Annotated in this window: 20 protein-coding genes and 12 pseudogenes (1 of these 32 running past the window's edge); 15 read left to right on the top strand and 17 right to left on the bottom strand. The window is 64.5% G+C overall.

Features of this window, described 5'->3' with window-relative positions:
* From ACFE99_RS03330 to ACFE99_RS03350, 5 genes and pseudogenes are all read right to left on the bottom strand, one after another.
* A pseudogene (locus ACFE99_RS03330) lies at positions 1-269 on the bottom strand (acyl-CoA dehydrogenase family protein); it reaches 698 nt to the left of the window's first position.
* Positions 270-407: a hypothetical protein gene (locus ACFE99_RS03335; protein WP_375482409.1), complete on the bottom strand. Its 138-nt coding sequence runs from the start codon at positions 405-407 to the stop codon at positions 270-272.
* Entirely contained in the window at positions 404-826 is a 423-nt protein-coding gene (locus tag ACFE99_RS03340) for a nuclear transport factor 2 family protein (protein WP_375482411.1), read from the bottom strand. Before ACFE99_RS03340 ends, ACFE99_RS03335 begins: the two co-directional genes overlap by 4 nt.
* Positions 810-1,637: pseudogene (locus tag ACFE99_RS03345) on the bottom strand (amidohydrolase family protein); the annotation flags it as partial. The pseudogene ACFE99_RS03345 and the gene ACFE99_RS03340, both read right to left, overlap by 17 nt.
* Positions 1,628-2,383, bottom strand: a pseudogene (locus tag ACFE99_RS03350) (SRPBCC family protein); the annotation flags it as partial. The pseudogenes ACFE99_RS03350 and ACFE99_RS03345, both read right to left, overlap by 10 nt.
* 327 nt (positions 2,384-2,710) lie before the next feature.
* Between ACFE99_RS03350 and ACFE99_RS03355 the strand changes: the two are divergent.
* From ACFE99_RS03355 to ACFE99_RS03400, 10 genes and pseudogenes are all read left to right on the top strand, one after another.
* Positions 2,711-4,006, top strand: coding sequence for an amidohydrolase family protein (locus tag ACFE99_RS03355; protein ID WP_375482413.1), 1,296 nt, complete (start codon positions 2,711-2,713; stop codon positions 4,004-4,006).
* A gap of 16 nt (positions 4,007-4,022) precedes the next feature.
* A complete protein-coding gene (locus tag ACFE99_RS03360) occupies positions 4,023-5,189 on the top strand; it encodes an acyl-CoA dehydrogenase family protein (RefSeq protein ID WP_375482415.1) in 1,167 nt (388 codons plus the stop codon).
* Positions 5,189-5,721, top strand: a pseudogene (locus tag ACFE99_RS03365) (SDR family NAD(P)-dependent oxidoreductase); the annotation flags it as partial. The gene ACFE99_RS03360 and the pseudogene ACFE99_RS03365, both read left to right, overlap by 1 nt.
* Positions 5,718-6,451 (top strand): annotated as a pseudogene (locus tag ACFE99_RS03370) (enoyl-CoA hydratase/isomerase family protein); the annotation flags it as partial. The pseudogenes ACFE99_RS03365 and ACFE99_RS03370, both read left to right, overlap by 4 nt.
* Positions 6,444-7,589: a thiolase family protein gene (locus ACFE99_RS03375; RefSeq protein WP_375482417.1), complete on the top strand. Its 1,146-nt coding sequence runs from the start codon at positions 6,444-6,446 to the stop codon at positions 7,587-7,589. The pseudogene ACFE99_RS03370 and the gene ACFE99_RS03375, both read left to right, overlap by 8 nt.
* Positions 7,590-7,599: 10 nt before the next feature.
* Positions 7,600-7,734, top strand: a pseudogene (locus ACFE99_RS03380) (acyl-CoA dehydrogenase family protein); the annotation flags it as partial.
* A 94-nt stretch (positions 7,735-7,828) separates the two neighbouring features.
* Positions 7,829-8,439: pseudogene (locus ACFE99_RS03385) on the top strand (TetR/AcrR family transcriptional regulator).
* Between the two features lie 299 nt (positions 8,440-8,738).
* Positions 8,739-9,623 (top strand): annotated as a pseudogene (locus ACFE99_RS03390) (cytochrome P450); the annotation flags it as partial.
* Positions 9,620-9,808 (top strand): ferredoxin, encoded by a 189-nt coding sequence (locus ACFE99_RS03395; protein WP_083087451.1) that lies wholly within the window; start codon positions 9,620-9,622, stop codon positions 9,806-9,808. The pseudogene ACFE99_RS03390 and the gene ACFE99_RS03395, both read left to right, overlap by 4 nt.
* A 19-nt stretch (positions 9,809-9,827) precedes the next feature.
* Positions 9,828-10,111, top strand: a pseudogene (locus ACFE99_RS03400) (DUF1330 domain-containing protein).
* A gap of 45 nt (positions 10,112-10,156) precedes the next feature.
* On the opposite strand, the gene ACFE99_RS03405 reads toward ACFE99_RS03400, so the two are convergent.
* From ACFE99_RS03405 to ACFE99_RS03440, 8 genes and pseudogenes are all read right to left on the bottom strand, one after another.
* Positions 10,157-10,351, bottom strand: a complete 195-nt coding sequence (locus ACFE99_RS03405; protein WP_375482420.1) for a ferredoxin — start codon at positions 10,349-10,351, stop codon at positions 10,157-10,159.
* Positions 10,348-11,553, bottom strand: a complete 1,206-nt coding sequence (locus tag ACFE99_RS03410; protein WP_375482422.1) for a cytochrome P450 — start codon at positions 11,551-11,553, stop codon at positions 10,348-10,350. Before ACFE99_RS03410 ends, ACFE99_RS03405 begins: the two co-directional genes overlap by 4 nt.
* Before the next feature lie 63 nt (positions 11,554-11,616).
* Positions 11,617-12,261, bottom strand: coding sequence for an NAD(P)-binding domain-containing protein (locus ACFE99_RS03415; protein WP_375482425.1), 645 nt, complete (start codon positions 12,259-12,261; stop codon positions 11,617-11,619).
* Positions 12,258-13,073 (bottom strand): NAD(P)-dependent oxidoreductase, encoded by an 816-nt coding sequence (locus ACFE99_RS03420; RefSeq protein WP_375482427.1) that lies wholly within the window; start codon positions 13,071-13,073, stop codon positions 12,258-12,260. The genes ACFE99_RS03415 and ACFE99_RS03420 overlap by 4 nt, the downstream gene beginning before the upstream one ends.
* Complete coding sequence (locus ACFE99_RS03425; RefSeq protein WP_375482429.1) at positions 13,073-13,984, bottom strand: alpha/beta hydrolase; 912 nt, start codon at positions 13,982-13,984, stop codon at positions 13,073-13,075. The genes ACFE99_RS03420 and ACFE99_RS03425 overlap by 1 nt, the downstream gene beginning before the upstream one ends.
* Positions 13,981-15,020, bottom strand: a pseudogene (locus ACFE99_RS03430) (zinc ribbon domain-containing protein). Before ACFE99_RS03430 ends, ACFE99_RS03425 begins: the two are co-directional and overlap by 4 nt.
* Positions 15,017-15,316, bottom strand: a complete 300-nt coding sequence (locus ACFE99_RS03435) for a ferredoxin (protein WP_375482469.1) — start codon at positions 15,314-15,316, stop codon at positions 15,017-15,019. The pseudogene ACFE99_RS03430 and the gene ACFE99_RS03435 overlap by 4 nt, the downstream one beginning before the upstream one ends.
* An 8-nt stretch (positions 15,317-15,324) precedes the next feature.
* Entirely contained in the window at positions 15,325-16,623 is a 1,299-nt protein-coding gene (locus tag ACFE99_RS03440; protein ID WP_375482431.1) for an NADH-ubiquinone oxidoreductase-F iron-sulfur binding region domain-containing protein, read from the bottom strand.
* A gap of 26 nt (positions 16,624-16,649) precedes the next feature.
* Here ACFE99_RS03440 and ACFE99_RS03445 point away from each other — a divergent pair, with 26 nt between their 5' ends.
* The gene (locus tag ACFE99_RS03445) at positions 16,650-17,108 is read left to right on the top strand and encodes a hypothetical protein (protein WP_375482433.1); all 459 of its coding nucleotides are present in this window, start codon (positions 16,650-16,652) and stop codon (positions 17,106-17,108) included.
* Between the two features lie 2 nt (positions 17,109-17,110).
* Here ACFE99_RS03445 and ACFE99_RS03450 read toward each other — a convergent pair whose 3' ends face one another.
* Genes ACFE99_RS03450 through ACFE99_RS03465 form a run of 4 tightly spaced genes read right to left on the bottom strand, consistent with a single transcriptional unit; the run spans position 17,111 to position 20,691 of the window.
* Positions 17,111-17,977 carry an alpha/beta fold hydrolase gene (locus tag ACFE99_RS03450; RefSeq protein ID WP_375482435.1) on the bottom strand — a complete coding sequence of 289 codons (867 nt, stop codon included), beginning with the start codon at positions 17,975-17,977 and terminating at the stop codon, positions 17,111-17,113.
* Between the two features lie 58 nt (positions 17,978-18,035).
* Complete coding sequence (locus ACFE99_RS03455) at positions 18,036-18,428, bottom strand: Rieske (2Fe-2S) protein (protein ID WP_375482437.1); 393 nt, start codon at positions 18,426-18,428, stop codon at positions 18,036-18,038.
* Positions 18,429-19,574, bottom strand: a complete 1,146-nt coding sequence (locus tag ACFE99_RS03460; protein WP_375482439.1) for an amidohydrolase family protein — start codon at positions 19,572-19,574, stop codon at positions 18,429-18,431.
* Positions 19,575-19,599: 25 nt separating this feature from the next.
* Entirely contained in the window at positions 19,600-20,691 is a 1,092-nt protein-coding gene (locus tag ACFE99_RS03465) for an amidohydrolase family protein (RefSeq protein ID WP_375482441.1), read from the bottom strand.
* A gap of 350 nt (positions 20,692-21,041) precedes the next feature.
* On the opposite strand from ACFE99_RS03465, the pseudogene ACFE99_RS03470 reads away from it, so the two are divergent.
* The 4 genes and pseudogenes from ACFE99_RS03470 (at position 21,042) to ACFE99_RS03485 (ending at position 25,843) form a co-directional block, all read left to right on the top strand.
* Positions 21,042-22,041: pseudogene (locus ACFE99_RS03470) on the top strand (acyl-CoA dehydrogenase family protein).
* Positions 22,025-22,799, top strand: a pseudogene (locus tag ACFE99_RS03475) (acyl-CoA dehydrogenase family protein); the annotation flags it as partial. The pseudogenes ACFE99_RS03470 and ACFE99_RS03475, both read left to right, overlap by 17 nt.
* A gap of 351 nt (positions 22,800-23,150) precedes the next feature.
* Positions 23,151-24,641: an aldehyde dehydrogenase family protein gene (locus tag ACFE99_RS03480; protein WP_375482471.1), complete on the top strand. Its 1,491-nt coding sequence runs from the start codon at positions 23,151-23,153 to the stop codon at positions 24,639-24,641.
* Positions 24,638-25,843, top strand: a complete 1,206-nt coding sequence (locus ACFE99_RS03485) for a CaiB/BaiF CoA transferase family protein (RefSeq protein WP_375482443.1) — start codon at positions 24,638-24,640, stop codon at positions 25,841-25,843. The genes ACFE99_RS03480 and ACFE99_RS03485 overlap by 4 nt, the downstream gene beginning before the upstream one ends.
* The last annotated feature ends 99 nt before the right edge of the window (positions 25,844-25,942 follow it).

Below are 25,942 nucleotides of genomic sequence, written 5' to 3' on the forward strand. Positions count from 1 at the left end.
CCGCACGCGTGGACAGCGATGCCAGGTCACTGCCGGAGCCCGGTTCGGAAAGCCCTGAGACCATTGCTCCTGACCGCTCAAAAGGCGCGGCACCATTTCTGCGGCGAGTTCTGCAGGCGCATAGTTGATCATCGTGGGCGCGAGCACCTCGAGCATCGAGTATGGGCCCGGCTCGGCCAGCCCTCGGCCGACGACTTCCTCTCCGAAAATCGCCCGCAGTATCGGGGTCCGCCCAATCCGCCGACGTCGACCGGCCAGCCGTAGCGCATCTACCCGGCGTCATAGAGCGCCGCGTGGACGCGGCCGAGCTGGCGCATATGGCCTTCGAGCGAATGATCCGGCCCCGGTGTCAGGTCGTGGTCGTCGAGCCACGCACGCAGATCCGTCCGGAACTGCTCGACGTTCATGTCGACGACGGGCGCCCGACTGCGTGGGGGCGCCCGGAGTCGTGGGCGCCGCTCCTACGGATGAAGGTCATAGTGCGGGTTTTCAGTCGCCACCCGTCGGCGGTGCGGAGATAGGTGTCGCGGTAGTAGCCGATGCGCATGTCATGGGTCGCGTGCTCGATGAAGCACAGTGGCTGAGTGCCGGTCGCGGTGTCACCGTCGATGTCGATCAATGCTGTCCCGGTGAGGAACAAGCCTTTTGGCGCGGCCGCTACCAGCTCCGCGAACTTGTCGAGGTGATAGGTCTCCCCGAATGCGCTGTAGGTGCCGTCGGGCGTGAAAACGTCGAGAAGCCCGTCGATGTCCTGTTGGGTGATGGTGACCGCGTAGCGGGCGAGCAGCTGCTGAATGTCGACGAGATCGTCAGTTCTTGTTGGCATACACCTTGCCGCCTTTCATGACGAACTGCACGTGCTGGGTAACTGTGATGTCTTCCAACGGATTTCCCGGCACCGCGATGACGTCGGCGAGCAAGCCCTCGGCCAGCCGGCCGCGGTCGGTGACGTCGATGAGTTCGGCGGCGGTGACGGTCGCCGCGCGCAGCACTGCTGCCGGCGGTAAGCCCAACTCGACCAGTGTGACCAGTTCGTCGGCGTTGCGGCCGTGGGGAATTGCCGGCGCGTCCGTGCCGACAGCGATCTTCACTCCGGCCTCGTAGGCCGCCACTATCGACTTGCGTGCCCGGGGAAACATCTCGGCTGCCTTGGCCTGCAGCTCGGGCGGCGCGTGTGAGACGTCCATCGCATCGGCGAGCCGCCGCGTGGTCACCAGGAAGGTGCCCTGGGCCACCATCAGCGCAATCGCCTCGTCGTCGACCAGGAAAGCGTGTTCGATACAGTCGATCCCCGCTGCCACCGCGTGCTTGACCGCCTCGGCGCCGTGGTTGTGCGCCGCGACCCGCAGACCGCGCCGGTGTGCCTCGTCGACGATCGCACGCAGCTCGTCGTCCGAATAGTGTTGGGCGCCAGGAGGGCCGGTCAACGACATGACGCCGCCGGATGCGCACACTTTGATCAGCTGGGCGCCGTGCTTGATCTGGTAGCGCACCGCCTTGCGCACCTCGTCGACCCCGTTGGCGATGCTTTCCTCGACCGTCAGCGGCAGCACGCCCGGCGCGAGAGCCTGAAACATGGTCGGGTCCAAGTGACCACCGGTCGGGGTGATCGCATGACCGGCCGGCACTACCCGCGGACGCCGATCATGGTTTGGGTGGCCTCCAGGGTATTGGCATCCTGAAGCGCGTACTCCTTGAACGTCACCGCGGCCAGCTCTTGGGCCAACCGCTCCCGCGCATTCCTCGGCGGCACGAAGTACAAGCTGGTTTCGAAGACGTGCTTGTCGACGGCGGTCGGCCAGTAGTGGTACGTCAGATACCAGCCCGGCGCCCAGATCAGCAGCATGAAGTTCGGGAAGAAGTGCCACGAATCGATGCCCCACTGCGAAGCTTTTGTCGGGTTGAGCCGGGTGGCAGTTGGTCGAGATTCTGGATGACCTCTGGCCGGTCCCAGGGGCCGAATAGCCCACTGCGCAACTTACGGTCCATGGGCTTCACCATGTTGAGGTCCGGCGGTGGCGCCTGTCCGCCCCAGGTGGAGATCATCGCGTGCGGGCTCGCCAGTTCGTAGTAGAGCGCCTCCGTGCTTGATGATCTTGGCGGCTTCGTCTTTGGTGTACTGGCCCTGGTGCAGCACGGGGGCGTGGTAGAACTCGGCGAACGCGTCGATGAACAGCTTCCAGTTGCTGCCGACTTCGGCCCGGTAGGTGTAGACCTCGGTCATCTCGTGGAACGGGTAACCCTCAATGCCCTTGGCCAGTTGCCCCAGGTATTTCCTGAGCGGCTGTGCGCCGGCGTCGAGGTTGACGAAGACAAACCCTTCCCATACCTCGCAGCGCACGGGTACCAGTCCGTACTGGCTCTTGTCGACGTCGAAGAACTCCGGGAGCATGTCGGCGAGCGATCGCTGCACGGCCTCATCCCACTGATCCGCCGGCAGCGGTTCCAGGCGCATCAAGGCGTCCCCTCTCAGATACCGAGAATCCTATTCTCATTTCGAGAGAATAGACTTGCATGATTCGGTGAATTGGTCAATGCCCCGATCAACCAGCCACTTTGCCACGCCGGGAGACCCCGCAGCGCGGCTCACAGCGGCGGTGGGATCCCGCAGACGTTGATTCTCGTGCTACGAGAAGATAGTTTTCAGGGGTAGAGGACTGCAGCGGAAGGGTTGCGCCTGCCGGCCCGCGTCCGATCGAAAGGAACGGCGATGAACAAAGACGACATGATCCTGATCAGCGTCGACGACCACATCGTCGAGCCACCCGACATGTTCAAAAACCACCTGCCGAAAAAGTACATCGACGATGCTCCCCGCCTCGTGCACAACCCGGACGGCTCCGACACCTGGCAGTTCCGCGACACTGTGATCCCGAACGTGGCGCTGAACGCAGTGGCCGGCCGACCCAAGGAGGAGTACGGGCTGGAGCCGCAGGGGCTCGACGAGATCAGACCCGGCTGCTACAACGTCGACGAGCGGGTCAAGGACATGAACGCCGGCGGCATCCTGGGTTCGATCTGTTTCCCGTCATTCCCGGGTTTCGCCGGGCGGCTGTTCGCCACCGAAGATCCGGACTTCTCGCTGGCGCTGGTCCAGGCCTATAACGACTGGCACATCGACGAGTGGTGCGGGGCCTACCCCGCCCGGTTCATCCCGATGGCGCTGCCGGTTATCTGGGACGCCGAGAAGTGTGCCGACGAGGTCCGTCGGGTGTCCAAGAAAGGCGTGCACGCGCTGACCTTCACGGAGAATCCAGCTGCGATGGGTTATCCGAGCTTCCACAACGACTACTGGAACCCGCTGTGGAAGGCATTGTGCGACACCAACACCGTGCTCAACGTGCACATCGGGTCCTCGGGCAGGTTGGCGATCACCGCACCGGACGCGCCGATGGACGTGATGATCACCCTGCAGCCGATGAACATCGTGCAGGCCGCCGCCGATCTGCTGTGGTCCAAGCCGATCAAGCAGTATCCGGATCTGAAGGTCGCATTGAGCGAGGGCGGCACCGGGTGGATTCCCTACTTCCTGGAGCGGGTGGACCGTACCTACGAGATGCATTCGACGTGGACGCATCAAAACTTCGGCGGCAAGCTGCCGTCGGAGGTTTTCCGCGAGCACTTCCTGACCTGCTTCATTTCCGATCCGGTGGGCGTGACGCTGCGCCACATGATCGGCATCGACAACATCTGCTGGGAGGCCGACTACCCGCACAGCGACTCGATGTGGCCGGGCGCTCCGGAGGAGCTGTGGGAGGTGCTGTCCGCCAACAACGTGCCCGACGACGAGATCAACAAGATGACCCACGAAAACGCGATGCGCTGGTACTCGTTCGACCCGTTCACCCACATCTCCCGCGAGCAGGCCACGGTCGGCGCACTGCGCAAAGCGGCCGAGGGACATGACGTTTCGATTCGTGCCCTCAGTCACCACAAGGAGCGGTCCGGCTCGTCGTTCGCGGAATTCGCCGCCAGCGCGAAATCGTTGACCGGCAACACCGACTGAGGTGCCCGGCAGCGGAATGAATTTCGAGCTGACCGACGATCAGCAACTGATCCGGCGGTCGGTCGCCGAGTTGGCGGCGAAATTCGACGACCACTATTGGATGGAAAAAGACCAGGCGCACGAGTTTCCGACCGAGTTCTACCGCGCGATCGCCGATGGCGGATGGCTCGGTATGACGATTCCCGTCGAATACGGCGGCCACGGTCTCGGGATCACCGAAGCGACCCTGCTGGCTGAGGAGGTCGCCCGCTCCGGCGGCGGCATGAACGCAGCGAGCGCCATCCACCTGTCGATCTTCGGCATGCAGCCGGTGGTGGTGCACGGCTCCGACGAGCTCAAGGCGCGCGCCTTGCCGCGCATCGTGACCGGGGATCTGCACGTCTGCTTCGGGGTGACGGAACCCGTTGCGGGACTGGACACCTCGCGCATCGCAACATTCGCCAAACGCCAGGGCGATCACTACGTCGTCAACGGACGCAAAGTGTGGATCTCCAAAGCGCTGGAATCAGAGAAGATCCTGCTGCTCACCCGCACACAAAGCTACGACGAGGTGGTCAAGAAGACCGACGGGATGACGCTTTTCCTGACTGATCTCGACCGTGCGCGCGTCGACATCCGCCCGATCCCGAAAATGGGCCGCAACGCCGTCTCTTCCAACGAGTTGTTCATCGACAACCTCGAGGTGCCGGTCGAGGACCGGGTTGGCGAGGAAGGCAAAGGGTTTCAGTACATCCTCGACGGCTTGAACCCGGAACGGATGCTCATTGCTGCTGAAGCACTTGGCATCGGGCGAGTTGCGCTGGACAAGGCGGTCAAGTACGCCACCGACCGTGAGGTCTTCGGCCGCCCGATCGGCATGAATCAGGGCATCCAATTCCCGCTGGCCGACTCGCTGGCGCGGCTGGACGCGGCCGAGCTGATGTTGCGGAAGGCCACCTGGCTCTACGACAACCGAGAGCCTTGCGGCCGCGAAGCCAATACCGCCAAATATCTCTGCGCGGACGCGGGATTCACCGCGGCCGACCGCGCCCTGCAAACCCACGGCGGCATGGGCTATGCCGAGGAATACAACGTGGCGCGCTACTTCCGCGAGGCCCGACTGATGAAGATCGCGCCGGTCAGCCAGGAGATGATCCTGAACTACCTGGGGTCGCACACCCTGAAGCTGCCGAGGAGCTATTGATGAGCCGATATTTCGATTTGTCCGGCCGCTCAGCGCTGGTTACCGGTGATGCGGGCGGTATCGGCTCGGCGGTCGCCGAGGCCCTGGCTGACGCGGGTGCGGCGGTGCTTGTCACCGACCTCGACAAGGACGCGGCAGCGGCGGTCGCAGAAACCATTTCAGGGTCGGGAGGACGAGCCGCGTCTGCGCTCTGGATGTCTCGGATCGCGCATCGGCCGATGCAGCGGCCGCGCAGGCGGCCGCGCTTGCCGATGGCAAGCTGCACATCCTGATGAACAACGCGGGCGTGACACGGCCGGCGATGTTCGAGAAGACCACGCAAGAATCGTTCCGCTTGTTGTTCGACATCCATGTGATGGGCACGTTCAACTGCACGCAGGCCGCGCTGCCGTACGTTCCCACCGACGGGACCGGGCGCGTCATCAACGTGACCTCGGCAGCTGGCATCATCGGAACCCTCGGTCAGGTCAACTACTCCGCGGCCAAGGCGGGCATCATCGGTGTTACGAAGTCGTGTGCCCGTGAGTTCGCAAGAACGCGATCAACCCGGATTTGTGGATAGCGCTGAGGGATGCGCTGGTAGCCGCGGCCGACGACCGCGACGTGCGGGCACTCGTAATCACGGGCGCCGGCGGGGCGTTCTGCTCCGGTGCCGACATCTCCGTCCCCGACGACACCCACCCCTCTACAAGTTGCGTCGGCTGACCGATGTGGCGTTAGCGCTGCACGAACTACCGGTGCCGACGATCGCCAAGGTCACCGGAGTCGCCGTCGGGGCGGGATGGAACCTCGCGCTGGGCTGTGACCTAGTGGTGGCGACACCGGAATCCACGTTCTCCCAGATCTTTTCCAAGCGTGGGCTGTCGCTGGACCTCGGTGGCGCATGGCTTTTGCCCAAACTGGGGGGTCTGCAGCAAGCCAAGCGGCTTACGCTACTGGCCGAAACCATCGACGCGGAGGAGGCTCAAGCCCTGAACCTGGTGACCTGGGTAGTGTCCGGGCAGGAGATCGACGACTTCGTGACCGAGCTCGCCGAGCGGCTGGCGTCCGGCCCAACGAGCGCGCTCGCCCAAAGCAAGGCGTTGCTGGACGAAGGCGCGGATCGGACGCTGCGCGAGGCGTTGGCTAATGAAGCCCGCGCTCAGTCTGTCAACTTCGCGACCGCGGACGCAGCCGAGGCCTACACGGCATTCGCCGACAAACGCGAGCCGTCGTTCACAGGTCGATGGGCGATGCCCAGATCGGAGCAAACAGATGCGTGAAGCGGTGATCGTCGAGGCGGTGCGCACCCCGGTCGGCAAGCGAAACGGGTCGCTGTCGAGCATGCACGCCGCCGACCTGTCGGCGGTCGTACTCAACGAACTCCTGGACCGTGCCGGTATCGATCCGCAGATCATCGACGACGTGATTTGGGGATGTGTATCCCAGGTCGGCGACCAGTCGAGCAACATCGGCCGCTACGCGGTGCTGGCCGCCGGCTGGCCGGAGACCATCCCAGGCACCACGGTCAACCGCGCATGCGGCTCCAGCCAGCAGGCGCTCGACTTCGCGGTGCAGGCGGTGATGTCGGGACAGCAGGACGTCGTGGTTGCAGGCGGGGTAGAGGTGATGAGCCGGGTGCCGCTGGGCGCGGCCCGGGCCACCGGTATGCCGTACGGGCCGAAAGTCCTTGAGCGCTATAACGATTTCTCCTTCAACCAAGGGATTTCCGCGGAACTGATCGCCAAGAAATGGGGGTTTTCCCGCCCCCAGCTCGACGAGTACTCGGCGCGATCGCACGAGCGGGCTGCCGCCGCGCAGGACAGCGGCGCGTTCGACGCCCAGATCGTCCCGGTGTGGGTTGACGAGCAGCCGGTCACTGCCGACGAGGGAGTGCGGCGGGGCACCACGGTAGAAAAACTCGCCACGCTGAAACCGGCGTTCGTCGACGACGGCGTGATCCACGCCGGCAACTCGTCGCAGATTTCCGACGGGGCAGCGGCGCTGTTGGTGACGACACCTCCTGTGGCGGTCGAGCTCGGGTTGACCCCACTCGTGCGCTACCGCGCCGGCGCGGTCACCGGTGCCGATCCTGTCCTCATGCTCACCGGCCCGATTCCGGCCACCGAGAAGGTGCTGCGCAAGGCCGGAGTTCCGCTGTCGCAGATTGGCGTCTTCGAAGTCAACGAGGCGTTCGCTCCGGTGCCGCTGGCGTGGCTGGCTGAAACCGGTGCCGACCCCGACCTGCTCAACCCGCTGGGCGGTGCGATCGCACTGGGCCATCCGCTCGGCGCGTCCGGGGCGGTGTTGATGACCCGCATGGTTCATCACATGCGCGACAACGGAATTCGCTATGGGTTGCAAACCATGTGTGAGGGCGGTGGCACAGCCAACGCCACCGTGGTGGAGCTGGTGGCCTGATATGCGTCGAGAACTGTTCACCGACTACGGCTACATCATGGAGTACCCGATCGCGCGGCTCTACACCGACGCTCGAGTAGCCCGCATCTATGCCGGAACCAGTGAGGTGATGAAGGTGATCATCGCCAACTCACTCGGGTTGTGACGGCGGCGGAAAAATCGTTGCGCTGAGACCCTCGTCACACCGGCCCAAACCAACCTACTGTGTGTTCACTAGGTTGGTTCGGAAGAGGAGTGTGGTGTCCGGCGTCTCCAGCACGACCCGCCCGTACGACACGCTGCTTGCCAAGGGCGAGGACCGCAAACAGCGGATCCTCGCGATTGCGCAGCGGCTAATGACTCGCAACGGCTGGCGCAATACCACGCTGGCGCAGATCGCCCGCGAAGCCGGTGTCAGTCCGGCCGGACTGCTGCACCACTTCCAGTCCAAAGAACAGCTCCTGCACGCGGTGCTCGACATCCGCGATGCCGACGACGATGCTCATGCGGATCGAGCCGGTGACCTCGTCGCGGAAATCGAACGGGTGCCAGAGCGCTTCGACCGGACACCCGAACTGATGGGTGCGTTCACCGTGCTGCTGGTGGAGAACCTGCTGCCCGATGCTCCGCTGCACGACCATCTTCTCAAGAGGTATCGGGATGCGGTCGACATTGTCGCCGTGCTCATTCGGCGAGGCCAGCAGGCCGGCCGGTATCGCACCGACATTGACCCCGCCGTCAAGGCAGTCGAGATCCTCGCCTTCATCAGCGGAATGGAAACCACATGGTTGCTCGATACCGCTGACCGAGGTGTGTCAAGGGCTACGCGGAGTCCCTGGCTCGCGACTTTGCCCCGCGGAGCGCGACATGAGATACCGGCTCGACGTCGTCGCCGCCAGTGTCGTCGACGTGGTGATGTTCGCCGGCGGCTGGCTGTTCGACCGGGCGTTGGCCGGCTGGGAAGTCACCGTGCTGCTCACCGACCATCCCGACGATCGGCCGTTGCGGATTCTCGGTGCACAGACGCTCGACCTGGAATACGCGTTGGCGTCGGCGGTGCACTGGCCGCGTCCGCAGACACTGGCCGCCGCAGCGGATCTTTTCGGGTGCGACTCGCGGGTCCGGCAGGGTGTGCTGCAAGCGCTCGACCAGGGCGTCACCGAAGTGCCGTGGCTGCTCGCCGACCGGGTGCTGGACGACTTCTTGGTTGGCGGCGAGGGCGAGTTCATCAAGGGCTTCGCTGCTCCCTTCACGCTGTTCGTGATCGCTGATCTGCTTGGCGTACCCGACGCCGACCGCAACGACTTCGTCCAGAATCTCCACCGCAATGTGGGCGGCGGTCTGGGTAGCACCGAAGGAGAATCCCTGGCTCACAGCCCGCTGGAATTCATCTACGGGCGTTTCGCCACCTATATCGAGGATCGCCGCCGTGAACCCCGCGATGATGTGCTGACCGGGCTGGCGACCGCAACGTGCCCCGACGGCTCCCTACCTGAGGTGGCTGACGTCGTGCGCGTTGCGACCAATGTGTTCTCGGCCGGTCAGGAGACCACTGTGCGTCTGCTCGGCAGCGCGTTGAGGATCATGGCCGAAAACCCAGACTTCCAGAAGCTGGTGCGCAAAGACCACAGTCGCATCCTGAATTTCATCGAAGAGACGCTGCGGATCGAGAGCCCGGTCAAGGGCGACTTCCGCTTGTCCTGCGTTCCGACCGAGGTCGGCGGTGTGGAAATGCCCGCCGGCACAACGGTGATGGTGCTGCAAGCGGCGGCCAACCGTGACCCGCGCCGATTCGAGGAGCCCGGTACCTTCGACCCGGCACGCAAGAATGCCCGTCAGCACCTTGCGTTCGGGCGGGGAATCCACACGTGCCCCGGCGCGCCACTTGCCCGAGCCGAGACACGCGTAGCTATCGAACGTCTACTGGACCGCACGGCCGACATCAGGATCTGCGAGCGCGTGCACGGTCCGGCGAATAACCGCCGCTACCACTATGTTCCGACGTACATCTTGCGCGGGCTCACCGAACTGCACCTGGAGTTCGACCCGGCATGAAGGTCACGGTCGACGACCAGCGTTGTCGTGGTCATGGTGTTTGTATCACGTTGTGCCCGGAGGTGTTCCAGCTCAACGACGACGGCTACTCCGAAGTCCAGGTGCCGGAAGTCCCGGCTGGGCTTGAGGAGTCGGCACGACAGGCAATCGCCGATTGCCCCGAGCAAGCCATCAGCGAAAGCTGAACGGATACAAGGAGCGTGAATGCCTAAGGGCTACATCATCCTGACCGAGGCCATCAAAGACCCAGAGGGCATGAAGGCCTACGCTCAAACCGCGGGCGCAGCGATGGGCGGTGTCAACATTCTCGCGGTGGATACGGCGCCCCAGGTCATCGAAGGGAATGGCACGGCGACCAGACCGTGGTGCTCGAATTCGAATCGGTCGACGCCGCCCGGAAGTGGTACGAGTCCGAGGCTTATCAGGAAGCAGCCAAGTTAAGGCAGGCCGCCGCCGACTGCAACGCGGTCATCCTCAGCGGGTTCTAGGTGCCGTCGGCTTAAAACCGGCTCGCCGGGATCGTCGGGAGTCCTCTACTCCTTGATCGAGATCGCTTGGCGGGGGCATTGCCGAACCGCCTCGCGGATTAACTCCTCGTTCTCCGGAGTGACTTCCGGCTGAAGCACCGTCAGCATGTCGTCATCGCCCAAGTGGAAAACCTCGGGGATGATGCCCATGCACACTCCGTTGCTTTCGCAGAGCCCGAAGTCGACTTCCACCTTTTTCATCGCAACACCCTCACCGGTACGTTCTGCCAGCCCACGACGTTTTGCATGTTGACGCGTTTACAGCCCTCCCAATCGACTTCGTAACGCGGCATGAAGTCCAGCAGCTTCTCCAGGGCGATCGCGCTTTCCATGCGAGCCAGGGCCGCCCCCAGACAGCTGTGAACTCCATATCCGAAGCCGACATTCAGCGCTTCATGCGGATCGCGGTCGATGTCGAACTTGTCGGGATCGGTCCACGCCTCCGGATCCCGATTGGCCGAGCCGCCGATCAAGAAAACCGGTTTGCCCGCCGGAATCGTGCCGCCGTGCAGGGTCACCTCTTTGCGCGAGCAGCGCACGTTGTATTGCGACGGCGCCTCATAGCGCAACAGTTCTTCCACCGCTGCAGGGATCTTGCTGCGGTCGTCGAGCAGCTTCTGCCACTGGTCGGGGTTTTGCGCAAAGACCACCGCCGCATTGCCGATCAGCTTGGTCACGGTCTCAGCGCCGGCACCACCCAACAGTGTTGCGAACCCGGCGATCTCGACGTCGTCGAGCCCGGTCATCTCCCCGTTCTCCCGCTCGATCTCAGCCGTGATCAGCTTGGTGAACAGGTCATCGCGCAGATCGTTGCGCCGCTCTTGAACCAGGCTGAGATAAAACATGGCGGTCTCGATGTTGGCCTGCATACCAGCCTCACTCGGCTCGATCTGCCCGGGCTCGCGGTGCAGCGACTCGTCAATCCACAGCCGGATCTTCTGCCGGTGTTCCGGCGGCACGCCGAGCATCGTGGTGATCACTTCGACGGGGAAGGGTGCCGAGAAGTCCTGTACGACGTCGAAATGATCGGGGTTGGCGGCATTGAGGAAACGCTCAATGGTCTCGGTGACCATCTGCTTTTGCGACTGGATCGCTCGCGGGGTGAACACCTTATTGAGCAGGCTGCGCATGTGGCGGTGTTCCGGCGGGTCCATGAAGATAATCGACTTCGGGTGCGGAACTTGCCCGGACCGCACCATGGCCAGGTCGACTCCCCGTGCCGACGAATACGTGTCGTAGTCCCTGAAGGCGGCAGCCACGTCGGCGTGCCGGGTCAGCGCGTAAAAGTCGTACTTCTCGTCGTAATAGACCGGGGCTTCCTCACGCATCCGTCGGTACATCTCGTAGGGGCTGTTGAAGAATTCCTCGGAGAACGGGTCGAAGACGACTTTCGACTTGGTCACTGACTCCTCCTCAGCGGCGGATTTGCGGGCTGGACCGTTACAGCGGAATGGGTGACTGTAACGCTAACGGTAGCGTGTTCCTGGGCGGAGGGGAACCACCGGATCGATTACGCCATCAAGCAAGCCGAGGTCGCTACCGAGCTCGGCGGTGATCGTCCTGACGACGGCGACGTCTTTGCCCACGAAGTCGCCCACGGTTTCGACGAACGACCTGACGGATCCGCGCGCGGCCACGATGCTCAGCACCCGGCTCGCAGCGCTGCCATGGGGAAGTGCGGTGAGCAGTATGGATTCCTGCACGCCGAGCCGTGTGCCGAGCTGCACGGATTCGGCGAGCAGCCCGATCTGGGCGGCGAAGAGCGCGTTGTTGACCAGTTTCACCTTCTGCCCGGCGCCAATCGGTCCGACGTGCAGGACGGGATCGGCATAACAGCCCAATACCGGGCGCAGCCCGGCCACTGTGTCGTCGGACCCGCCCACGAACAGCGTCAGGTTGCCGGCTGCCGCGTCGTGCGGGCCTCCGCTGACCGGGGCGTCGGCTGCGGCGGCCGCCTCCGCCGCCTCAGACACCGCCGTTGCCCCCAATTGGCCGACGGCGGACCGTTTCTCGGCGGTTCGGGCCAGGGCACGCACCTCGTGGCCGGTGTCCACGAGGCGGCCCACCATGGGACCGCCCATTCGGCCCGCACCGATGAACCCAATCCTCACCGCGGGTGCTTCATCAAGGTAAGCGCCGCGTCGGCGGCGTCGAGCACTGCACCGGGTGACGTCGATGCGCGCTCGGCCAGATCGGCCACCAGCCGGACGTCCTTTTGCAGCAGCGAACCCGCGTATCCGGCGAGGCGGTCCAGACCGCCGACTCCACCAAGAGCGTTGAGGGCAAAACTGTTTCCACTACCGCGGGATATGACTTCGATGAGACCCTCTGGCGAGACGCCAAGCGCTTGGCCGAGTGCCAGCGTGGTAGCGGCCGTGGCCAGGTTGGCGGTGAACAACAGGTTGTTGAGCAGCTTGGTGGTTTGTCCGGAGCCCAGCTCGCCGAGGTAGACCACGGGATCGGCGTAGGTTTCGAACACCGGCTTGCACCGCTCGACCACGTCGGCGTCACCGCCGACCATCACCAGCAGCTGGCCTTCCGCCGCCGCGCCGCCACCACCGCTGACTGGCGCGTCGACCACTGAGACGCTATGTGCTGCAGTCCTTTTCGCTAGCTCGTGGCAGGTGTTGGGGTGGACGGTGCTGTGTACGGCGATCACGCTGCCGGGCTTCAAACCGGCCAGCACGCCGCGTTCGCCGCAGGCGACCTGGTCGACATCGGCGTCACCGACCACGCACAGGCATACCAGGTCACTTTCGGCGGCAAGCTCGGCAGGAGACCCGGCAACCTTCGCCGCGGTGTCGGCGAACGGCTCGAGCGACGCCGGCCGGCGCGCCCACAACGTCGTCGGGTAACCGGCGTCGATGATCCGCCGTGCCATGGGACCGCCCTGGCTGCCCAATCCGATGAATCCGACATGCATCAACCGGCCTCCAAATCGACATCGGTCGTCGCGTTCGCCACCGCTGGGTTCTCGCGAGCGACGACGCACTCCGCCACGAACGAAAAAACCTTCAGGTGGTAGGCGGCGGCGGTATAGCCGAGGCTGAGATTGTGTCCGGCTGCGACTTGTTCGTTGAGGGCGAAGCGGGGTGACGCCGAGAACATGGCGGCGATCTCAGCCAACGCCGCCGAGTCGGACTGCCAGACCCGCTCATGCTCGGCGACGCTGAACTGCACCGGTACACGTACCCGGGCCGCAAGCGCCGGAAAGTCTTGGTGGGCCCAGCTTGTCACCACCGTCTCCTCATAGGCGGGAGCGGTCGAGGAATTGGTGATCCCTGTCAGCACGTCGGGGGGATACAGCCGCGTCGGGTGCCACAACAGCTCACGGAGGCCCGCCGGGCGGTGCTCGCGCGTCGCTGTCTTGAGCACCTCGCGGCTCGCCGGGTGATAGTGCCGACCCGTGCCGGCCAGTTCGATCCCAAGCAGTTGGTCGCCGCGCTCGTCGGCGGCCATCCGGAGAGCCAACTCACACCCGCCTGAATGTGCCATCACAAACAAACCCGCACCCCGCGGCCGCTCACCGAGAATGCGGTCGACGGCCGCATAGCCGAGGTCGACCCGCTGCTCGGGTTGGGCCATCGCCTCCGAGTACGGCCCAGAGGCGCCGTAGCCAGGACGGTCCAGCGCGATCACGGTGAATCCCAAAGCGGCGCCGAGCCGCAGCAAGGACAGCGACGGGTGGCCGGGGCAGTCGAAGTACAAGCAGGTGGTGCCACCGCCATGCAAGGCCACCACCACGGCCCGCGGTTGCCCTACCTCGGCGAGCAAGCCCGACATCGGCACGCCGTCGACGTTGACGACCCGAGGACGCGGATCGGAGTGGCTCATGCGTCGGCTCGCAGCAGAAGCACACCGCTGGGCGTGAGGCCGCCGCTACTGACTACGCCGACGCGGGCGCCGACAACTTGTCGGTCGCCGGCCTCCCCGCGCAGCTGGCTGACCGCTTCGTGCAGCAAGCCCATGCCATGGGTGCGGCCGTGAGATAGCTGGCCGCCGTGCGTGTTTAGTGGCAATAGGCCGTCGCGGGCGATGTTCTTGCCGCCGTCCAGAAAGTCCTTGGCCTCACCGATTCCGCAGAAGCCCAGCGCCTCGATCCACGACAGGCAATTCATGGTGAAACCGTCGTACAGTTCGGCGATGTCGGCGTCCTCTGGCGTCAGCGAGGTGCGCGACCACAGGTGGGCTGCCTGGGCCAACACCTGCGGCTCGTGGGTCAAAGTGCTTTGATCCCAGTCGATCCGCTCGATGATCTGCGTCCCGACCGCCTCCACCAGCACTGGTGGCTTGGCAAGGCCGCGGGCGGCGTCGACCGCGGACACGATGACGGCGATCGCCCCGTCACACGGCACGTCACAGTCGTAGAGACCAAAAGGCGTCGTGATCGGGCGCGCGTTGATGTAGTCCTCCATCGTCATCGGCTCGCGATAGATCGCCGTCGGGTTGACTCAGCGTTGGCCCGCTGGTTCAAGGCGATCCAGCCCAGCGTCTCCTTCGTCGTCCCGTACCGATGCATGTGCCGCTGGGCGTTTTGCGCCAGAGTGTGCGCCGCCGATGTGGCGCCAAATGGAATGAGCCAGCTGGTGGTTCGGCCGCCGGGCGGTGCAATCTTGCCCTGCTTCATCAGCTCGTTGTAGGTGGCCTCCCACAGCGTCCGGAAGCACAGCACATGGCGGGCCAGCGACGCGCGGCCAGATACCGCCCGCACGCCTAGGTTGTGGGAGCGGCAATACCGGCACACCGGCGCGGGCGGATCGATCAGTGCGCGGCAGTCTACGCATTCCTGGAAACGCAGCTTCCCGTCGGCGCCTGAGGTCCAGAAGAATTCGTTGTCTTGTGTGTGCAGAGGTAGCGGGCGTCCGGTCAACGGGTGAACCCCCACTCCGCTTCGTTCTCTTCTGTTTTGAGATGGGCAGTGGGATCATCTTCAGGGCCGCTCGACGGCTGCCGGGTGTCGTAGGGTCGGTACTCACCGACCTCCATGATCGCGTGCACCGGGCAGTCCAGCAGCGCCCGCATGACCGCGTGGTGATCCTCGTCGGCGACGGTGCCGTCCCCGATCAGCGACGCATATCCCCAATCGTCGAGCGAAAAGTACTTCGGCGCATGCTTGGCGCAGATGCCGAATCCGTCGCAGAGAGTGCGGTCCAGCCGGATCGTCATGCGTTCGCTCATCTCCGCGTCACCGCTTCCACCTCGTAGGGACGATCAGCCCGAAATACGCCGATACGGCAAGGCTGGCAAGCGTTGTCGAGATGACGCTCCACGGCGTGCGGGAATTGGTCGAGCAGGCTGGCCGCCATGTTGGTTGCGGCGTCCAGCGTCGCGCACGCGCCGCGACCGCGCAACATCACCGACCAGCGACGCAGCCGCGCGAGGTCCTCGCCGGTCGCCGCCCCGTCACGGAGTGCCCCGACCACGGCGGCCATCGCGGCGGTGCCGTTGAAACACGACCCGCACTGGCCGGCGTTTTCTCGATCGAAGTACGCCAATACCGACGCGGCGACCGCAACCGCGCAGTCGTCAGTGAGCACCGAAATCGCCCCGGCGCCCAGCCCGCTGCCGAGCCCGCGCACCGTCTCGTGGTCCAAGGTGGCGTCGAGGACGGTGCGGTTGAGCATTCCGGCGAAATAGCCGCCCATCAGGGCGCCGCTGACTTGGTCCGAGGAAAACCCGTGCAGGGCAAGCAACTCCGTGAACGGCAGGCCGTGCGGAAGCTCGTAGAGACCGGCTGGCCGGCCGGCGCCGGTGATCGTCATCAAGAAAGTGCCCGGTGACATCGACGTGCCCTGGTTGCGGAACTCTGCCGAGCCGTACTGCAGCAGATACGGCAGATTAGCCAGGGTTTCGACGTTGCTCACCAGAGTGGGCCGTCCGCCGACGCCCTGTTGGAATGGGCGCGGCGGCTTGTCGGTGGGCTTGACCGGGCCGCCGTTGAGTGCGCGGACGGCGGCAGTCTCTTCTCCGGCCACATATCCCGCATCGACCGTCCATACGCGCACCGGCACAACCACAGTGCCGACGTCGGCTTCGGCGAGTGCGGCTTCGACGCTGCGGGCAGATTCCGGATCGGAGACGTAGACGTATGCGCAGTCGGCGGCCACGATCGCTGCGGCCAGCCGCAGCCCGTCCAGGATCAAATGGGGCCGGTGGCGCAGTAACCAACGGTCCTTGATCGACGCCGGTTCGCCCTCTTCGCCGTTGGCGACCACAACCGTGCCTAGGCCGCTGCGTAGCCCGTTGTCGCGCACTGCACGCAACTTCACCGCGAGAGGGAACGCTGCACCGCCGCGGCCCAACAATCCACCGCGCTCGACCTCCTCGAGCAGGTCGTCGGCGGACCGGAGGGGCCGGTAACCCCCGGCATCGCGGTAGGCCGGATAGTCCTCACGCCCTGGCTGCTCGCGCAGCAGCCGCGGCGCGCACCCGGACCAGGCGGCGCTGGTGATTTGCGGGGCGGTGGTTTCCATCAGCGGGCTCTCGTTAGGCTTTCGACATGCGAACCGCGGTGGTGCGGGTCAACGTCGACCCATCCGGCGAGCTGGCTCCCGCGCAACTGAGCCAGGGCATGACGGCGCTTTGCAGGCTTGCCGACGAAATCGGCGTCGGCGTGGTCGACAAGCCGGTTGGCGACCGTGAAGTGCAACTTCTGATCGCCGGCAGTGATGCCGACACTGTCAAACAGACGGCAACTGAGCTGTGCGCCAGTGCTTTCGGGACCACTCCGCGTGCCGGAGTGATCACCTACGTCAGCAGAGGAACCGACGACGACGCCCATGGCGTGCTGTCGGGCTTCGGTCTCACCGGTCAAATCAGCCGCATTCCTGGCGACGACGGCTACGACGTCGTCTACGTGACACTGAGCCAAGCCGATTTGGAGCGGGTGCCGGAAAGCCGGATCCATACCGCCCTGGAAGCCTCGCTCAACTGCGAAGTCCACATCCTCACGAAGTAGCATCAGGAGCCCAAGAATTCCAGGATCGCGGGCGCGGCCTGCACCCATGTGTCGAACATGTTGAACTGCTTCACTTTTCCCGCGGCACGCTCTTCTGCGGCGCGCTCCCAGGCATCCTCGGGCCAGGGCGGGTCGATGAGCTTCGACCCCTTGATCAGACAGCTGACTTCCAGTGACGTCCGCTTGGGATGATCCCAGTCGTTCTCGCCGCCGCGGATGATCAGGGTGGGAACCGTGATCCGGTCGAACATTTCGTCGTCGACACCGGGAATGGTCTGCCCCGGCTTGGAGACGAACGCGTTGAGCCAGCGCAACATCACCTTGAGGAACTCGTCGCGGTCGAAATCAAGGAATCGCTGTTTGTTGTTCGGGTTCTCCTCGATGCGTTCGCGCCATTCCGGGACCTTCACAACCCCTTCCATGCCGGTTCCGCGCGCCGCGAGAATGCTCGGAATTACGTAGTAGGAGCCAAGGACAAACGTGCCGTAGATGCCACCGACGATGTTCCACACCACCAGCTTGGTGACGAGCTCGGGGTAAAGCATTGTCGTCAACATCGAATCGCGCGCACCGCCCGAGCCGCCAGCGATAATGCAGGGGCCGAGGTCGAGTTTGGTCAGCAGGCCATGCAGGGTCTCGGCGCGCATGTGCGATTCGCTTTGCCCGTAGAACTGGACATCCGAGGCGCCGCAGTTGGGCCGATCCCACAGTAGAACGCGATAGCCGCCCTCGACCAATGCCTCGGCCAGTGGCCGAAGTCCGGGGATTTCCTTGCTGAATCGACCGCCGGGGGTCAGCACGATCAGATCACCTGAGCCGCCGAGGATCTCGTAGACGACGTTGCCGCCGTTCACTTCAACAGAGGACACCAGCCGCTCCTGTCATGGCGACGCTCCTCCTCATCGCTTCGCTCTGCATGGTCGCGTGTCACGCCTGCACCAGCACGTCGTTGCCCACCACTCGGACCGGGTAGGTGCGAATGCTCCACTCCGGTTTGACTACGGTCGTGCCGGTGGCGAGCTCAAAACCCCATTGGTGCCAGGGACAGTAGATGTACTCCTGGTCGCGCACCATGACGGCGTCGCCGGGAGCGTTCTCGTCGACGACGGTGCGGCCGCGGATCCGCCCGGAACACAGCGGACCGCCTTGGTGGGGGCAGTAATTGGCGATCGCATAGAAGGTGCCGTTGACGTTGTAGACACCGACACCGTGGCGGCCGATCGGCACCAGCTTGTGTGTGCCCGGCGGGATTTCGTCCACCGTGGCGACGACATGTTCGCGGCCCTGGGCCAGCCGGGGCCGTGTGGTCTCGACGGGCATCTAGAACACCCGCACCTGGCCTTCGAGGACGGGAACCGTCTCGGGCAGGTGATAAGTCGCGATGCCGTTTTTGAACATGACGGCTTCACGGGCCGCTTTGGGCAGGTGCTTGACCAGCCAGCGCGGGTCGTCGAAGGTCCAGTGCGGGTAGTCCGAGGAGTACAGCAGGATCTTGTCGCACTCCATCCACTCCAGCGCACGAGTCAGCTCAGTCTTGTCCGCCGGGTAGTCCAGCGGCTGGGTGGTGAACTTGATGTGCTCCTTGACGTATTCCGACGGCTTGCGCTTGATGTCCATCCGTGACTTGCGGGCTTCATAGATGGCGTCCATCCGCCACATCAGCGGCAGCACCCACGTGAAGGCGTGTTCAACGAACACGATCCGCAGAGTGGGGAAGCGGTCGAAGACGCCGTCAAAGATCAAGCTCATCACCTGATTCGCGGCCAGCAGCGAATAGGTGACCATGAAATCGTGGTTGTAGCTGGGGAACCCGACCGGTGGCATGGGCAGCATCTCGTAATTGCTGCGCGACAGGTGGCAGCTCACCACGATGTCGTGTTTGGTGGCCGCTGCCCACACCGGGTCGTACATCGGGTGACCCCACGACGGCCGCGGCTCGGCCTTGAGCAAAATCTGCGCCATGTAAGGGTGGCCGGCCCACCGCTCGATTTCGCGGGCCGCGCCGTGGGGATCCTCGATGGCCACGCAGATCGACCCGCGCCAGCGCTGGTGCCAGTTGTTGTGGCTGTCTAGCCAGTGGTTGGCCTGCCAGTCGTTGAGGGCAGACGACATCGCCTGGTGCGCTTCGGGTAGCCGCGGAGTCCGCGCCCCTGGCTCCAAGATCGCGATGTCGGAGCCCGCCTCCATGATCAGTTGCCGAAACGCCATATCCGGGTCACTGCCGGGAAATTCGCCGTCGGGCGGGAAAGTATCCACCCGCATGGCGTACGAGTGCGCGTAATCGGGAGCGTCGTAGTAGATCAGCTCACCGACCTTGTGGTCGAGGAAGAACTTGCTGCGCCACGGCTCAGGGATGTATTGGACCAGCTCGCCGCGTTTGGGTACGGGGTGAACGTCGGAATCGACGCATCGGACGGCGATTTGCTCCTTCGCGGGAACCCGTTCCTGGGTCTGTATCAGCGTCATCGTGGTCTCCCTTGTCCTACTACGTCTACTGTGCGGCCAACTGTGCCGGAATGTCTATGCCGTACAGCTCGGCGGCGTTGCGCCAGCACACCTTTTCGCGTTGCTCGGCGGTGAGCGCTTTGGGCAGCTTCTGGACATCCCAGCAGTGCCAGTGCGGGTAGCTCGAGCCAAACATGACCATGTCGTCTTTTCCGGTGAAGCCGAACCATTGGTCGGCGAACTCGGCCTCGCCCGGACCGTCGAGCCCGCCCGCGACGAAGTAGAGATGCCCAGGCAGGTAGTCACTCGGAATCCGCGGTGCCCACGGCGTCTGTTCCAGATGCGGGCGCCCGAACGTGTCCATCCGCCACATGAACGGCGTCACGAAATCGGCTGCACCGTCGGCCCAGACGAACTTCAGCGTGGGGAACCGCTCGAACACGCCTTCGGCGATCATGTTCATCAAGTGGTACAGGTAATTCAGCGCCATGAAGCTGACGTACTGCTCGTAAGTACGGGTATGGCCCGACGGCGTCGGCGGAAAGCCGATCCCTTCGCCGGTCTCGATGTGCACAGCCACCGGAAGGTTCGCGTCGGCCGCGGCTTCCCACAACGGCCAGAACTGCGGCTTGCCGTAGAGCTCACGGGACTGCAGCGGAACACCGATCTGCACGACACGGGAGTGGTCCTTGTATTTCGCGAGCTCGCGCAGCGCACCGGCGATGTCATCGGGATTGAGCCGGATGGTGCCGCGGAACCGCTTTCCGTACTGGTTGTGCTCCAGCCAGCGCGACACCATCATCTCGTTGTGCGCCGCGCATAGTGCGCTGCCCAGATGCCGGTCAGGCATGATGCCGCGGCCCATCGGATGCAGGACCGCGACGTCGACGCCGCGCTCGTTGAACAGATGGTTGCCGACGAAATCGGGATCTGAGCCGGGATAGCCGCGATCCAGCCCGCGGGTATCGCGCGCGTACTCGCCACCCGGCGCCCCGTACGAGTCCATCTCGTAGTCGGGGAAGCCGCGGCTTTTGAACGGCTCACGCAGGAAGTTGCGGAGGTCAGGGGTGGACGCGAAAAAAATGTGCACGCTCGCGTCGACAACTGGCGTCCGCGTCCCGTCAAAGTGTTCGATCACGAAGGCCACCTCCCGGTTCCGGCGCCCAGCCGGGGCCCGGTCCGGTCATACGCTAGGTAATCTAACATTCTCGCTTCCCGGCTATCAACGGATTTCCCGTAAGCATTTCGATTAATCGCCCGGCGCGTGCGACGTAGCCAACGGTAAGTAAAACTCTTCTATTACGAGAATAGCATTCTGACGCGGTGCCGGGCGGCCTCGGCCTTGTCGTACCGCGTCAAGGGCGGCGCCGACTGCGTCGGGTGCACGCCGCGGGAGCAGGTCCTCTCGCGTCTGCTGAGACGCCGACTTTCGATAGTGAGAATGCTATTCTCAGACGGTCGGTGACCACAGCGAGGAGCCGGGTGACGATGCTTTTGGAGGTCGATGCTGACCAGCGGCTGCGGCAGGACACGGTGCGCGATGTCGTCACCAAGCAATGTCCGCCGTCGCTGGTGCGCAGCGTAGCCGAGGACGGCGTCGACCCCACCCCGTTGTGGAAGTCCTATGTGGATCTGGGCTGAACGGAGCTGAGCGACCCGGCCAGTACGGTCGAGTTGGCCATCGTGCTCGAAGAGTTTGGGCCGCGCCACCGACCCGACCCCGTTTCTGGCCACCATGACCCATTTCGTGCCGTTGGCCGGCGGCCGCTTCGATCCGCACGAGTCGGGCACCGCCGTATACGACGGGGTGTCCGCGCATCGGGATGGCGAGGGATGGGTGCTGGAGGGCACGGCCCGCCACGTCCTCGACGGTGACCGGGTCGACCGGTTGGCGGTGGTGACAGACGCGGGGGTCTTCGTCGTCGGGGCGGCTGAGGGGTCTGCCCGCCGCAGTTGGGTTTTCGACCCGGTGTTGCATGTCGCCGAGGTGTCGTTCCCTGGGGTGCGGGTGCCCGACAATGCTCGGGTCAAAATCGACGCCGAGCGTGCCTACCATGTCGCGTTGACCGGGATGGCGATGACGATGGTCGGGGCGTGCCAACGCATCCTCGATTTGGTGCTCGACCATGTCCGCAGCCGCCACCAATTCGGGTTACCGATCGGCTCGTTTCGAGCGGTCCAGCACAAGGCGGCCGACATGCATGTGGCGATCGACCGGGCCCGCGCGTTGGGATATTTTGCAGCACTGACTATTTCGGCGGCCGACCCGCGGCGGCGGCTAGCGGCCGCAATGGCCAAGACATCGGCAGGAGAGTGTCAGGCGCTGGTTTTTCGCCACGGCCTGCGGCTGTTTGGGGCGATGGGATTCAGCTGGGAAAACGATCTGCAGTTCGCGCTCAAGCAAGCAAAGGCAGGCGAACTCATGCTGGGTGGCGCCGCCGAGCATCGGGCGATGATCGCGGAGGAGTACCGTGCAGCTGACTTTTGATGCCGACATCGAAGCCTTCCGGGCGGAGTTCGTTCGCATTCCTCGACGAGCATTTGCCCGGCGCGGCAGAGACTTTGGAGCGGCAGCGGTCGGTTTCGCATATGCCGGCATGGGCGCGCAGATAGCAGCGGCTGCTGTTCGACAACGGCTGGCTGCTGCCTGGTCAACCGCCAGAGTTCGGCGGCCGCAACGCCACCGTGTTGCAGCAGTTCGTGCACCTCGAGGAGCTGTGCCGACGGCGGATCTACCACAGCTTCAACCCGCAGAGGGTGAATATCGTTGCGGCGTCGCTGTTGTCGTTCGGCACCGATGAGCAGAAGCGCCGGTGCGCGGTGCCGATTTTGCGTGCGGAGATCACCGCATCGCTGGGGATGAGCGAGCCGAGCGCCGGCTCGGATCTGGCTTCGCTGCGCACCCGCGCTGTGCGCGACGGCGATTACTACGTCGTCAATGGGCAGAAGGTGTGGACGTCCGGAGCCCATGACGCCGACGTGTTGCTGACCTTCGTGCGCACCGATCCCAATGTCCCAAAGCACAAAGGGATTAGCGCGTTTTTGATCCCGACCGAAACCCCGGGTGTGGTGCGTCGGCCGTTCCCGTCGATCTGCAGCCGCGACGACCTGGATTTCAACCAGGTGTTCTTCGCCGATGTGCGGGTGCCGGCGGAAAACCTGGTCGGACAGGAGAACCAGGGCTGGCGGGTGGCCAACTGCTCACTGGGCCACGAGCGCACGATGATGTGGCTGGGTTTCGCCGACGGGATCCGCCGCCGGTAACGACGGCCGTCCTCACTTCGTGGCCCTCCCCGCATGCGTGGCCGCTTCAAACATCAAGAACATCCCTTTCGATTATGAGAACCGTACTCTCGCATCGGACCTTCTCGCAAGATTCTGAACTAACGGTCTTGAAATGCGCAGATGCTCCCTGTGATGGGCGAGGCCAGGTGGTGGCGGGGCTTGTCAATCGCGTCGTTCGCCCTTGAGTTCGCGCTTCCTGAATGTAAGATTCGCCCCGGATGAGAATCAAATTATCCACGTGTTTAGGAGGCGGCAGTGCCATCGCAGGACTCGGCAGTGACCATCGCGGCAGGTGGCGGGTCCTCGGGTGCCTTGTCTGAGTCTCAGGTCTCGGATGACTTGCCGGCCGACCGGCGGCTGCTCATCGACGGCCGGCTCGTCACCGTAGGCCGGACCTTTCCCTCGGTCAATCCGGCGACCGGCGAAATCCTCGGCTACGCCCCCGACGCGGGCCTGGCCGAAGCTGAAGCCGCCATCGCGGCCGCCCGCCGCGCGTTCGACACCACGAGCTGGCCAACCGACGTCGATTTCCGGATCCATTCCCTCGACCAGCTGCATCAGGCACTGCTCGAGCATGCGGAGGAATTGCGCGAACTGACGATCGCCGAGGTCGGCGCTACTCGGGCGCTGACCCACGGGCCTCAGCTTGACGAGCCGATCGGGATTGTCCGCTACTACGCCGACCTGCTGCGCACCTACCCGATGACCGAGGACCTCGGCGAAATCGAATCGCGGGGCATGCGCCGTTACCGCTGGGTAGAGAAGGAAGCCGCCGGTGTGGTCGGCGCCATCATCGCCTACAACTATCCCGATCAGCTGGCGCTGGCGAAGCTGCCTCCGGCCTTGGCCGCGGGATGCACAGTCGTACTCAAGGGCGCACCGGACACGCCGCTGGTCACGCTCGCGCTGGGTGAGCTGATCGCCAACCACACGGATATCCCGGCCGTTGTGGTGAACGTGCTCAGTTCGTCGGATCCGGCGGTCGGCGCCGCGCTGACCACCAGCCCCGACGTCGACGTCATTACCTTCACCGGTTCGACGGCCACCGGCCGCAAGATCATGGCCGCGGCCGCCGAAACGGTCAAGCGGGTCTTCCTCGAGCTGGGCGGCAAGTCGGCGGTGATCATGCTCGACGACGCCGACTTCGCCATGGCGAGCATGTTCGCGGCCTTCAGCATGTGCAGCCACGCGGGACAAGGTTGTGCGTTGACGTCTCGGCTGCTGGTGCCCAGGAAGCACCACGACGAGATCGTCGAGCTGATCGCACAGAACTTCGCCAAGGTGCGTCACGGTGACCCGGCCGATCCCAATACCTATATGGGTCCGTTGATCAACGAGCGCCAGCGCGACAAGGTCGATGGGATGGTCCAGCGGGCCGTCGCGGCCGGGGCGAATCTCGTGACGGGCGGCAAAAAGATTGATCCGGGTTTCTTCTATGCACCCACCCTGCTGACCAACGTCGGTCCCGACAGCGAGATCGCCCAAGAGGAGATTTTCGGGCCGGTGCTGGTGGTCATCGCCTTCGATGATGACGAGGACGCCGTACGCATCGCCAACCACTCGATCTATGGGCTTTCCGGTTCGGTGTTCGGCAGCCAGGACCGGGCGCTCGCGGTGGCGCGCCGGATCCGCACCGGCACGCTGTCCATCAACGGCGGCAACTACTTCGCGCCGGACGCCCCGTTCGGAGGCTTCAAGCAGTCCGGAGTCGGTCGCGAGATGGGGGTTGCCGGGCTCGAAGAATTCCTGGAGCGCAAGACGCTGGCTATGCCTGTTGGCCCCGCCGCTGGGGTGGTCGGATGACGCCGCTGGAAGGCATCCGGGTTCTCGAAGTCGCCATGTACGGCTTTGTGCCATCGGCAGGTGCAGTGCTCGCCGAGTGGGGGGCCGACGTCATCAAGGTCGAACACGCGGTGACAGGCGACCCGCAGCGCGGGCTGCGGCAGACCGGCATGCTGCGGGTGGAGGGCGATCCCAACCCGAACATCGAGCATGCCAACCGCGGCAAGCGCAGCATTGGCCTGGATATGTCGGTGCCCGAAGGCAAGGACGTGCTCTACGAACTGGCTCGCCGGTCGGATGTTTTCTTGACCAGTTTCTTGCCCGGGCATCGCAAGAAGTTCGGCATCGATGTCGACGACATCCGCGCCGTCAACCCCACCATCATCTACGCCCGTGGTAGTGCGTTCGGCCCGCGCGGCGCAGAGTCCGGCAAGGGCGGCTACGACATGACCGCGTTTTGGTGCCGGGCCGGAACCGCGGCCACCATCACCCCCGTCGGGATGGAGGGCATGATCGGGCCACCCGGGCCGGCTTACGGCGACACCATCTCCGGCACCAACCTCGCCGGTGGCATCGCGGCGGCGCTGCTCAAACGGGAACGCACCGGCGAACCGTCGATCGTCGATGTCTCACTGCTCGGCAGCGGCCTCTGGTCGCTCGGGCACACCGTGGCCTTGACAGTGCACCTCGGACAACGACTGGAAGCCCCGCCCCCGGGTGTGCACGGGGCGCCCAACAACCCGTTGGTGGGGCTGTACACGACGGCAGACAACCGCTACATCTCTTTCGTGATGATGCAGCCGACCAAGTTCTGGGCCGACGTGTGCCGGCACATCGATCGGCCGGAACTGGCCGACGATCCCCGATTCGCCACCGACGAGCAGATCGCCGCCAACACGGCCGAGGCGGTGAAAATTTTGACCGAAGCAATCGGCACTCGCACCCTCACCGAATGGACCGAACGTTTTGTGAGCCTGTCGGGTCCCTGGGCGCCGGTGCAGGACACGTTGCAGGCCGCCAACGACGCGCAGATCCGGGCGAACCGATATATAGTGCAGGCCGGTGAATTGGAACTGGTGGCCAACCCGGTGCAGTTCGATGTGTCGGCTCCGCACACTCGGCCGGCACCTGGATTCGCCGAGCAGACCGACGATATCTTGATAGAACTCGGATTCGACTGGGACCGCATCATCGAGCTGAAGACGGCCGGCGCCGTCACCTAGATGTGGGGACCTGATGCCATGCTTCACTTCTCGTGGCACTGACGTGCCGTACCGGCATATTAGTTGCTACCGACCGGTAACCACCCGGGTACCGCCGAG

Origin of the sequence: uncultured Mycobacterium sp. (assembly GCF_964249325.1) — a bacterium.
Classification (GTDB): Bacteria; Actinomycetota; Actinomycetes; order Mycobacteriales; family Mycobacteriaceae; genus Mycobacterium.

What these genes read in the sequence shown, in the direction of transcription:
- ACFE99_RS03335 (WP_375482409.1), bottom strand. Translation starts at nt 407, where the DNA reads ATGAACGTCGAGCAGTTCCGGACGGATCTGCGTGCGTGGCTCGACGAC.
- ACFE99_RS03340 (WP_375482411.1), bottom strand. Translation starts at nt 826, where the DNA reads ATGCCAACAAGAACTGACGATCTCGTCGACATTCAGCAGCTGCTCGCC.
- ACFE99_RS03355 (WP_375482413.1), top strand. Translation starts at nt 2,711, where the DNA reads ATGAACAAAGACGACATGATCCTGATCAGCGTCGACGACCACATCGTC.
- ACFE99_RS03360 (WP_375482415.1), top strand. Translation starts at nt 4,023, where the DNA reads ATGAATTTCGAGCTGACCGACGATCAGCAACTGATCCGGCGGTCGGTC.
- ACFE99_RS03375 (WP_375482417.1), top strand. Translation starts at nt 6,444, where the DNA reads ATGCGTGAAGCGGTGATCGTCGAGGCGGTGCGCACCCCGGTCGGCAAG.
- ACFE99_RS03395 (WP_083087451.1), top strand. Translation starts at nt 9,620, where the DNA reads ATGAAGGTCACGGTCGACGACCAGCGTTGTCGTGGTCATGGTGTTTGT.
- ACFE99_RS03405 (WP_375482420.1), bottom strand. Translation starts at nt 10,351, where the DNA reads ATGAAAAAGGTGGAAGTCGACTTCGGGCTCTGCGAAAGCAACGGAGTG.
- ACFE99_RS03420 (WP_375482427.1), bottom strand. Translation starts at nt 13,073, where the DNA reads ATGCATGTCGGATTCATCGGATTGGGCAGCCAGGGCGGTCCCATGGCA.
- ACFE99_RS03425 (WP_375482429.1), bottom strand. Translation starts at nt 13,984, where the DNA reads ATGAGCCACTCCGATCCGCGTCCTCGGGTCGTCAACGTCGACGGCGTG.
- ACFE99_RS03435 (WP_375482469.1), bottom strand. Translation starts at nt 15,316, where the DNA reads ATGACGATCCGGCTGGACCGCACTCTCTGCGACGGATTCGGCATCTGC.
- ACFE99_RS03440 (WP_375482431.1), bottom strand. Translation starts at nt 16,623, where the DNA reads ATGGAAACCACCGCCCCGCAAATCACCAGCGCCGCCTGGTCCGGGTGC.
- ACFE99_RS03445 (WP_375482433.1), top strand. Translation starts at nt 16,650, where the DNA reads ATGCGAACCGCGGTGGTGCGGGTCAACGTCGACCCATCCGGCGAGCTG.
- ACFE99_RS03455 (WP_375482437.1), bottom strand. Translation starts at nt 18,428, where the DNA reads ATGCCCGTCGAGACCACACGGCCCCGGCTGGCCCAGGGCCGCGAACAT.
- ACFE99_RS03460 (WP_375482439.1), bottom strand. Translation starts at nt 19,574, where the DNA reads ATGACGCTGATACAGACCCAGGAACGGGTTCCCGCGAAGGAGCAAATC.
- ACFE99_RS03485 (WP_375482443.1), top strand. Translation starts at nt 24,638, where the DNA reads ATGACGCCGCTGGAAGGCATCCGGGTTCTCGAAGTCGCCATGTACGGC.